This is a genomic window from Sphingomonas sp., assembly GCF_013812825.1.
In the GTDB taxonomy this organism is placed as follows: domain Bacteria; phylum Pseudomonadota; class Alphaproteobacteria; order Sphingomonadales; family Sphingomonadaceae; genus Sphingomicrobium.
Window position 1 is genome coordinate 1 of the sequence record NZ_JACCSU010000048.1, and the last position, 8,463, is coordinate 8,463.

Consider the following 8,463-nt stretch of genomic DNA (forward strand, 5'->3'; position numbering starts at 1 on the left):
GGCTCGTCGGGACCAGCCAGCGGGTGCTGCTCGAGAGCCCGGGCAAGGGCCACAGCGACGGTTTCGCGCCGGTGCTGGTCGAAGGCGCCGGCCGCGGCGAGATTCGCAACGCTCGAATCGTCGCCCGCGATGACGACCATCTCGTGGGCTCGGCCGTATGAGTTGGCTCGACCGCCTTCGCGGCGGATTCACCAAGACGGCGGCGCGGCTCGGCGAGAACCTCACCGGCCTGACCACCACCGCGGCGCTCGATACCGCGACCCTCGACGACATCGAGGAGGCGCTGATCGCTTCCGATCTCGGACCCGAAGCGTCGCGCCGGATCCGCGAGGCGATCGCCAGGCAGCGGTTCGAGCAACTCGACGAGCGCGGCCTTCGGACGATCCTCGCCGAGGAAATCGAGAAAATCCTTGTGCCCGCCGCCAAGCCGCTCGAAATATGGGGTTTCCCGAGGCCGCACGTCGCTCTGGTGATCGGAGTCAACGGCTCCGGCAAGACGACCACCATCGGCAAGCTCGGCCATTGGCTGCACGAGCAGGACTATGGCGTTCTGCTGGCCGCCGGCGACACCTTCCGGGCGGCGGCGATCGAGCAATTGCAGATCTGGGGGCAACGCATCGGCGCGCCGGTGATCGCCGGCAAGGAAGGCGGCGACGCGGCGGGAATCGTGTTCGACGGGGTCCGGCAGGCGACCGAGGCCGGAATCGACGTGCTGATCGTCGACACCGCCGGGCGCTTGCAGAACAAGACCCATCTGATGGAAGAATTGTCGAAGATCCGCCGCGTTCTGGGCCGGATCAACCCTGAGGCCCCGCACGATGTACTATTAGTGCTCGACGCCACGACCGGACAAAACGCCCTTGCGCAGGTCGAGGTGTTCAGGGACAGCGCCGGTGTGACCGGCCTCATCATGACCAAGCTCGACGGGACCGCGCGCGGCGGAATCCTGGTCGCCGCGGCCGAGAAGTTCGGACTGCCGATCCACGCGATCGGGGTCGGCGAAGGCGCCGACGACCTGCGCCCGTTCGACCCGCGGGCGGTCGCCCGCGCGATTGCCGGGCTGCCGCCCGAATGACCGACAAGACCGAACCCTCGGGCGGCTCACGGCTGCTGATCGACCTTGGCCCGCTGCTGGTCTTCTTCCTGACCAATTATCTGGCGCCGGTGCCCGACGTGCTGCGGATCTTCGTCGCCACCGGCGCCTTCATGGCGGCGATGATCGCGGCGATGATCTATTCGCAGCTGCGTTTTCGCCGGATCTCGCCGCTGCTGCTGTTTTCGGGCTTCATGGTCATCGTCCTCGGCGGCCTCACCATCTGGCTGCGCAACGAGACGTTCATCAAGATGAAGCCGACGGTCTATTATTTGCTCGTGTCGGGGCTGCTCGCCTTCGGCCTCGCCACCGGCCGACCGTTGCTGAAGGCGGTGCTCGGAAGCACCTATCCCGGCCTCGACGACGCCGGCTGGACCAAGCTGACGCGCAATTGGGCGCTGTTCTTTGCGTTCATGGCCCTGCTCAACGAAGCGGTGTGGCGCAACAGCTCGACCGACTTCTGGGTCGGTTTCAAGCTGTGGGGGGCGATCCCCCTCACCTTCCTGTTCGCGGCCGCCAACGTGCCGATGCTGCTGCGTCACGGCCTCGCGCGCGACGAGGCCCAGCCGGCCGAGCCCGGTCCAGTCGAATGAACAAGCCCGGTCGAATGAGCGAGCCGGTCCTGTCGATCCGCGGCCTGCGCAAATGCTATGCAAGCGGCACCGAGGCCTTGAAGCCGATCGACCTCGACATCCGCCGCGGCGAGATCTTCGCCCTGCTCGGCCCGAACGGAGCCGGCAAGACGACCCTGATCAACATCGTCTGCGGGACCGTCAATCCGACCAGCGGCACGGTGCTGGTCGACGGCAAGCACTGGCTTCGCCACTATCGCGAGGCGCGCACCCGAATCGGCCTCGTCCCGCAAGAGCTGACGATGGACGTGTTCGAGCCGCTGATCAGCACGGTGAGCTTCAGCCGCGAGCTGTTCGGCCGCGCCCCGGACCGAGCCAAGATCGAGCGGATCCTTCGCGACCTGTCGCTTTGGGACAAGCGCAACAACATTTTGAAAGACCTGTCGGGCGGAATGAAGCGCCGGGTGATGATCGCCAAGGCGCTTGCCCACGAGCCGGACATCCTGTTCCTCGACGAGCCCACCGCCGGCGTCGACGTCGAGCTGCGCCGCGACATGTGGGAGCTGGTCCGCCGCCTTCGCCAGGACGGAACGACGATAATCCTCACCACCCACTATATCGAGGAGGCCGAGGAGATGGCCGACCGCGTCGGGGTGATCAACAAGGGCGAGCTGATCCTGGTCGAGGAGAAGAACGCGCTGATGCAGAAGCTGGGGCGCAAGGTGCTCCATCTCCAGCTCGCCGAGCCGCTCGCCGCCGTTCCTTCGATCCTCGCCGACTGGCAGCCGCAGCTCAGCGACGACGGCAACACGCTGATCTACGAGTTCGACGCCAAGGCCGAGCGTACCGGAGTTCCGTCGCTGCTGACCGCGATGCGCGACGCCGGGATCGCCTTCAAGGACCTCGACACCAAACAATCGAGCCTCGAGGATATTTTCGTCGGCCTGATCCATGATCAGCGAGACCGGCAGCAGGCCGCGGCCGAATGAACTGGCGCGGAATCTGGGCGATCTACAAGTTCGAGCTGCACCGCTTTCGGCGCACTTTGTGGACCGGGCTCGCGGTGCCGGTGATCACCACGTCGCTCTATTTCATCGTCTTCGGAGCCGCGATCGGGTCACGGATGAGCGAGATCAACGGCATCGAATACGGCAGCTTCATCGTCCCCGGGTTGATGATGCTGTCGCTGTTCACCGAGAGCATCTTCAACGCCAGCTTCGGCATTCACATGCCGCGCTTCACGGGCACGATCTACGAAATCCTGTCGGCACCGCTGTCCGCGTTCGAGACCGTGCTCGGCTATGTCGGGGCGGCTGCGAGCAAGGCGATGATCGTCGCGCTGGTCATCCTGCTGACCGCCAACCTGTTCGTCGACGTGCGCATCGAGCATCCGCTGCTGATGCTGATGTACCTGCTCCTGGTCGCTGTCACCTTCTGCCTGTTCGGGTTCATCGTCGGCATCTGGGCCAAGGGCTTCGAGCAGCTGCAGGTGATCCCGCTGCTGATCGTCACTCCGCTGACCTTCCTCGGCGGCGCCTTCTACTCGATCGACATGCTTGGCGAGCCGTGGCGCAGCATCACCTTGTTCAACCCGGTGGTCTATCTGATCAACGGCTTCCGCTGGACCTTCTTCGGCCAGGCCGACGTGCCGGTCTTGACCAGCCTCGCCGCGACCGCCGCCTTCCTGGTCGCCTGCATGGCCGCGATCTGGTGGATCTTCCGGACCGGCTACCGGCTCAAGCAGTAAGCTGCGCGCGCCGCCATTCCGGCAGAATGGCGAGCACGAGGCCTAGGCCGTCAGCTCGCTCTCGCGGGTTGACGCCGGCTGCTGGTCCGCGCGTTCCGCGCCGCGGCCGTCGAGATTCTGCGCGACGAACTCCCAGTTGACGATATTCGACAGCACGGCCTTGGCGAACTTGGGCCGCTCGTTGCGGTAGTCGATGTAATAGGCGTGCTCCCACACATCGAGCGTGAACAACGGCACCATTCCGTCGTGGACCAGCGGCGTATCCGCATCGTGGAGCGAGGCGATCTTCAGCGTGTCGCGGTCGAGCAGCAGCCACGCCCAGCCGTTCGAGAAATGTTTCGCCGCCTCGTCGCCAAGCTTTTCGAGCATCGGCTCGACGCCGCCAAAGCCGTCCTCGATCATCTGCTTGAGCTTGCCGCTCGGCTGCTGGCCTTCGGCGGGCGCCAGGCACTGCCAGAAGAAGCTGTGGTTCCACAGCTGAGCGCTGACGTTGAACAGTCCGCTATCGTTGTCGCGTTTGGCCGACCGGACGACGTCGATCAAGGATGCCCCGGACAGTTTCTTGTCCTCGAGCAGCTGGTTGGTCTTTTTCACATAAGCGGCGTGGTGCTTGCCGTGGTGGAACTCCAGCGTCTCCGCCGACATGTGCGGCGCCAGCGCGTCCCTTGGATAAGGCAGGTCGGGCAGCTCGAAGGCCATGTCATCCTCGCTTTCGGTCAGGGGTCATAAAAGGTAACGGCTGGCGCTCGCGGCGGGTCCGCAAATCACCGCAGATGCTTGCGGTTCGTCGCTGTCTGGCCGTAGAACGGCCGAGCTCGCCGAGAGTGGAAAAATAGGGGTCTCACAAAATGGGCAAGCTGTTCGATAATCTGAACCTGGTCCTGGGAATCGGGGTTGCCCTGGCGATCGCCCTGATGGCCGGGGTTCACGCCGAGATTTTGACCGCGGAAGCCGTGCTTCGCTGGCTGCACGTGTTCTTCGGAATCCTGTGGATCGGCCTCCTCTATTATTTCAACTTCGTGCAGATCCCGGTGATGCCCACGGTCCCTGCCGAGCTGAAGCCGGGCGTTTCGAAATACATCGCCCCCAAGGCGCTGTTCTACTTCCGCTAGGCGGCCGCCTTCACCGTCCTGACCGGCGCGGCTTTGGCTTACGTCAAAATGTACATCGTCGAGGCGCTGACCCTGCGCGACGGCTTCGAACTCATCGGGATCGGCATGTGGCTGGCGCTGATCATGGCGGCCAATGTATGGTTCGTCATCTGGCCGAACCAGAAGCGGGCGCTGGGCCTGGTTGAAGCCGACGATGCCCGCAAGGCGGCGTCGGCGCGGACAGCAATGGTCGCATCGCGCACCAACACGCTGCTGTCGCTGCCGATGCTCTACGCGATGACCACCTACCAGACGCTCGGAAGCTGACGAGGCGCGGCCAAAGCTAGCGGGTCCGCACCTGGTAGCGCTGCAGCTCCACGGCGGGCAGCGGCCATGTCGGATCGAGCCGCCTTGCCCGCTGCAGGTCCCCATAAGCGGCCCGCAGGTTGCCGGCCTCCTCGTGAGCGATGGCACGCATGTAGAACGCGACCGCCGGCCTGCGGGTTCGCAAAGCGATGGCCCTTTCAACGAACTGGAGTGCGAGCTGGCTGTTGCCGCGCTTCAGGGCGTTGATGCCCTTGTTCAGCCAGGCTTCCGCCTCATTGGCATCGAGCGCGAGCGCGCGGTCGTAATCCCGCTCGGCCATGTCGAGGTTGCCCAACAGCATCAGGATGACGCCGCGGTTGACATGCGTCCCGGTCAGGTCGTGGTGACTGAGACCTTCTTCGGCCAGCGCCAGGTCGCAAGTCTGGAGAGTCCCGCGGTCGGCCCTCAGGGCCTCCGCCGCTTCGTAGCACGATCTTGCCAAGCTCGAACCGAGGGTGATCCGCCCTCCCTGGGCGGGCGTGGCGGCGGCCAGGAACGCGATGGCCGTAGCCGAAAGGAGAAACGCTTTCATCGAAGCCTCCTTGTCCTGAGGTGGGCACCATACACCTCCTTTGCGTCCTCGGCACGCGTCTTTCGACGAATGAGCAGGAATCTTAGGCGGCGGTGTCCTGGAGCCGGTGGCGCTTGAGGGCGTGGCGAAGCTGGTCGTAGCTGAGCCCGAGAGCAGCGGCGGTGGCGCGCTGGTTGAAGCGGTTCCGGGCCAGCGCCTCCTCGAGCAGCGCCCGCTCATAGGCCGCCACCGCCGAGCGATAGTCGCTGACCGCCGTGCTCGGCGACACGACCGACAGCTGGGGCTGCGGCTGCGGCCCGTCCGCCGCCTCGCCGACCGCTTGCGGCGCGGGCGCCGGGAGGCTGGCGTCGGCCCAGGGGGACTGGAAGGGGTCGAACTGGACCTCGGAGATCGGCCGCTCGGGGTCCTCGGAGCGATAGACGGCGCGCTCGACGACATTGCGCAGCTCGCGCACGTTGCCCGGCCACGGATAGGCCTCGAGCTGGGCCATCAGATGCGCGGTGTAACCGGGCCAGTTCGGCCAATCGAGCTCGACCGCCATGCGCCGGCCGAAATGATCGGCGAGCAACGGGATATCGCCGCTCCGCGCCCGCAGCGGCGGCAGGGTCACGACCTCGAACGACAGCCGGTCGAGCAGGTCGGCGCGGAACCGGCTTTCCTCGACCAGCCGGGGCAGATGCTCGTTGGTGGCGGCGACGATGCGCACGTCGACGCTGATCGGCTTGGAGGCGCCGATTCGGGTGACTTCGCCATATTCGACCGCCCGCAGCAGCCGGTCCTGTGCCGGCGACGACAGGGTCGCGAGCTCGTCGAGGAACAGGGTGCCGCCGTCGGCCTCCTCGAAGCGGCCGTGGCGGGTCTTCGACGCGCCGGTGAAGCTACCCGCTTCATGGCCGAACAGCTCGGCCTCGATCAGATTTTCCGGCAGCGCCGCGCAATTCATCGTCACCAGCGGTCCGGACCAGCGCGGCGAAAGGTGGTGGAGGCGTTCGGCAATCAGCTCCTTGCCGGTGCCTCGCTCGCCGATGACCAGCACCGGGCGATTGAGCGGCGCGGCGCGGCTCGCGCGCTCGACCGCATCGAGAAACGCAAGGCTCTGCCCGACCAGTTGACTGACCCGCTCCATTGGTCCCCACTCGAAAACTGGCCGACTGTTGGTGGTAAACCCCATCTCTTGGCAAGAAATTTCAGTCGTTTAGGAAGGGAAAATCGGCATCTTTTCCGGCTTTCCAGCATTTTCGGGGAGCTGGCACAGCTCTTGAATGGGAATAGGCGTACAGGGCCCTGAATTCGGAGTGCTAGATGGGTATCTTCTCCCGCACGCGGGACATTTTTGCAGCCAACATGACCGAGCTTCTCGATCGCTCGGAGGATCCGGCGCGGATGATCCGGATGATCATCCTCGAGATGGAGGAGACTTTGGTCGAGGTCCGAGCTTCGGCGGCGCGGGCGATCGCCGACGGCAAGGAGATGCGCCGCGCGTGGAAGCGTCTGGATGAACTGCAGGCAAGCTGGACCGAGAAGGCCGAGCTCGCCTTGTCCAAGGACCGCGAGGATCTGGCCAAGGCGGCCCTGATCGAGCGCCAGAAGGCGGCCGACATGGCCGAAGGGCTAAAAGCCGAGATCGCCGTCATCGACGACACGTTGAAGGGCTATGAGGCGGATATCGCCAAGCTCCAGGCCAAGCTTCGCGAGGCGCGCGCCCGGCAGAATGCGATCGCCGCCCGCTTCGAGAGCGCGGTGAGCCGGGCCAAGGCGCGCGAGATCATGAGCGGCAGCCGGACCGAGGACGCGTTCTCGCGCTTCGAGCTTCTCGAGCGCCGCGCCGACTTTGCCGAAGGACGCGCCGACGCGCTCGGAATGACCGGCCCGAAAAGCCTCGAGGAAGAGATCGCCGAATTGAAGGCGGCCGAAAAGGTCGACGCCGAACTGGAAGCCATGAAAGCCGCCCGAAACGCTCAATCGGCGGCCAAGGGGGAATAAGGAATGGAAGAGGAATTCATGGGGATGTTGGTCGGCGGTCTCGCCATCGTCACCCTGTTCATCGGGTTGCCCTGGCTAATCTTCCATTACGTGACCAAGTGGAAGCAGTCCGCGACCCTCACCCAGTCCGACGAGAAGTTGCTCGACGAACTGCACGACGCCGCGCGCCGGCTCGATGACCGGCTGTGCACGATCGAGCGGATCATGACCGCCGAGAACCCCAACTGGCGGCAGAATTGTCTGCCCGAGCGCAGCGAATCGCAGCGGCTGCTGGCCGACGGAGAGTAGAATGGCTGACGATAGAGTGACTCGCGAGCATGACCGCTACCGGCTGAGCGAGCAGCCGCCGAGCCGCACCCGCTTCTACCGCGACAAGCGCAACGGCAAGGTCCTCGGCGTGAGCGCCGGGATCGCCGACTACACCGGCTTCGACGTCAACCTGGTCCGCATCTGCTTCATCGCCGCGGTGATCATGGGCAGCGGCGCGCCGCTCCTGCTCTACTTCATCACCGCGATGATGACCTCGGACAAGCCGAGCGAGCTGACCCATGCCGATCCCGAGGAGCGCCAGTTCTGGCAGGGCGTCCGCGCTTCGCCGGCGCGCAGCGCCCGCGATCTCGGCTCGCGTCTGCGCGGCATCGACCGCCGGCTGGCCGACATCGAAAGCTATGTCACCACCGAGAACCGCTCGCTCGCCCGAGAGATCGAGCAGCTGCGCTAGCGCCGTACAACGGGGGCCATCAAAGATGACCGAGAAGTTTGAATTCCTGATACAGATCTTTCCGTGGATCGCGCTGATTACCACCGCCGGCGTCGCAGGATGGGTGGTCACCACCTGGATGCGGATCAAGAACGGCTATCCGCTCGAAACCAGCTGGGGCGTGCCGCTCCACCCGGCGACCGACAAGGAATCAGTCGAGCGGATCAAGCTGCTTACCGCGGAGAATGCGCAACTTCGTGCCGAGGTCGGCTCGGTCAAGGACCGGCTCGGGACGATCGAGCGGATCGTCACCACTCAGCCCTCAAAGCTCGCTCGCGACATCGTCGGGCTGACGTTTGATAGGGGAGGCAGGGCATGA

The 8,463-nt window shown here is 65.2% G+C and carries 11 protein-coding genes and 1 pseudogene; 9 read left to right on the top strand and 3 right to left on the bottom strand.

The genetic code is table 11. From position 1 onward, the window contains the following. The first annotated feature begins 157 nt into the window (after nt 1-157). The 4 genes from ftsY to H0T81_RS06590 are packed head-to-tail and all read left to right on the top strand — an operon-like array spanning nt 158 to nt 3,412. Nucleotides 158-1,075 (top strand): signal recognition particle-docking protein FtsY, encoded by a 918-nt coding sequence (gene ftsY, locus H0T81_RS06575; protein ID WP_294011138.1) that lies wholly within the window; start codon nt 158-160, stop codon nt 1,073-1,075. Further along, nucleotides 1,072-1,686 (top strand): septation protein A, encoded by a 615-nt coding sequence (locus H0T81_RS06580; protein ID WP_294011140.1) that lies wholly within the window; start codon nt 1,072-1,074, stop codon nt 1,684-1,686. Before ftsY ends, H0T81_RS06580 begins: the two co-directional genes overlap by 4 nt. 14 nt (nt 1,687-1,700) lie before the next feature. Continuing rightward, the gene (locus H0T81_RS06585) at nt 1,701-2,654 is read left to right on the top strand and encodes an ABC transporter ATP-binding protein (protein WP_294011142.1); all 954 of its coding nucleotides are present in this window, start codon (nt 1,701-1,703) and stop codon (nt 2,652-2,654) included. Further along, nucleotides 2,651-3,412, top strand: coding sequence for an ABC transporter permease (locus H0T81_RS06590; RefSeq protein WP_294011144.1), 762 nt, complete (start codon nt 2,651-2,653; stop codon nt 3,410-3,412). Before H0T81_RS06585 ends, H0T81_RS06590 begins: the two co-directional genes overlap by 4 nt. A 42-nt stretch (nt 3,413-3,454) precedes the next feature. Here the strand turns inward: H0T81_RS06590 and H0T81_RS06595 are convergent, their stop codons facing one another. Continuing rightward, the gene (locus H0T81_RS06595) at nt 3,455-4,111 is read right to left on the bottom strand and encodes a superoxide dismutase (RefSeq protein WP_294011146.1); all 657 of its coding nucleotides are present in this window, start codon (nt 4,109-4,111) and stop codon (nt 3,455-3,457) included. A 149-nt stretch (nt 4,112-4,260) separates the two neighbouring features. On the opposite strand from H0T81_RS06595, the pseudogene H0T81_RS06600 reads away from it, so the two are divergent. Continuing rightward, nucleotides 4,261-4,830, top strand: a pseudogene (locus H0T81_RS06600) (urate hydroxylase PuuD). 16 nt (nt 4,831-4,846) lie between these two features. On the opposite strand, the gene H0T81_RS06605 reads toward H0T81_RS06600, so the two are convergent. Continuing rightward, nucleotides 4,847-5,401, bottom strand: a complete 555-nt coding sequence (locus H0T81_RS06605) for a tetratricopeptide repeat protein (protein WP_294011148.1) — start codon at nt 5,399-5,401, stop codon at nt 4,847-4,849. An 82-nt stretch (nt 5,402-5,483) separates the two neighbouring features. Beyond that, nucleotides 5,484-6,527, bottom strand: a complete 1,044-nt coding sequence (gene pspF, locus H0T81_RS06610; RefSeq protein WP_294011150.1) for a phage shock protein operon transcriptional activator — start codon at nt 6,525-6,527, stop codon at nt 5,484-5,486. A 176-nt stretch (nt 6,528-6,703) separates the two neighbouring features. Here pspF and pspA point away from each other — a divergent pair, with 176 nt between their 5' ends. Genes pspA through H0T81_RS06630 form a run of 4 tightly spaced genes read left to right on the top strand, consistent with a single transcriptional unit; the run spans nt 6,704 to nt 8,463 of the window. After that, nucleotides 6,704-7,384: a phage shock protein PspA gene (pspA, locus tag H0T81_RS06615; RefSeq protein ID WP_294011152.1), complete on the top strand. Its 681-nt coding sequence runs from the start codon at nt 6,704-6,706 to the stop codon at nt 7,382-7,384. A gap of 3 nt (nt 7,385-7,387) precedes the next feature. Continuing rightward, the gene (gene pspB / locus H0T81_RS06620; protein WP_294011154.1) at nt 7,388-7,672 is read left to right on the top strand and encodes an envelope stress response membrane protein PspB; all 285 of its coding nucleotides are present in this window, start codon (nt 7,388-7,390) and stop codon (nt 7,670-7,672) included. Between the two features lies 1 nt (nt 7,673). Further along, nucleotides 7,674-8,105 carry an envelope stress response membrane protein PspC gene (gene pspC / locus H0T81_RS06625; protein WP_294011156.1) on the top strand — a complete coding sequence of 144 codons (432 nt, stop codon included), beginning with the start codon at nt 7,674-7,676 and terminating at the stop codon, nt 8,103-8,105. 25 nt (nt 8,106-8,130) lie between these two features. Next, nucleotides 8,131-8,463 (top strand): hypothetical protein, encoded by a 333-nt coding sequence (locus H0T81_RS06630; RefSeq protein WP_294011158.1) that lies wholly within the window; start codon nt 8,131-8,133, stop codon nt 8,461-8,463.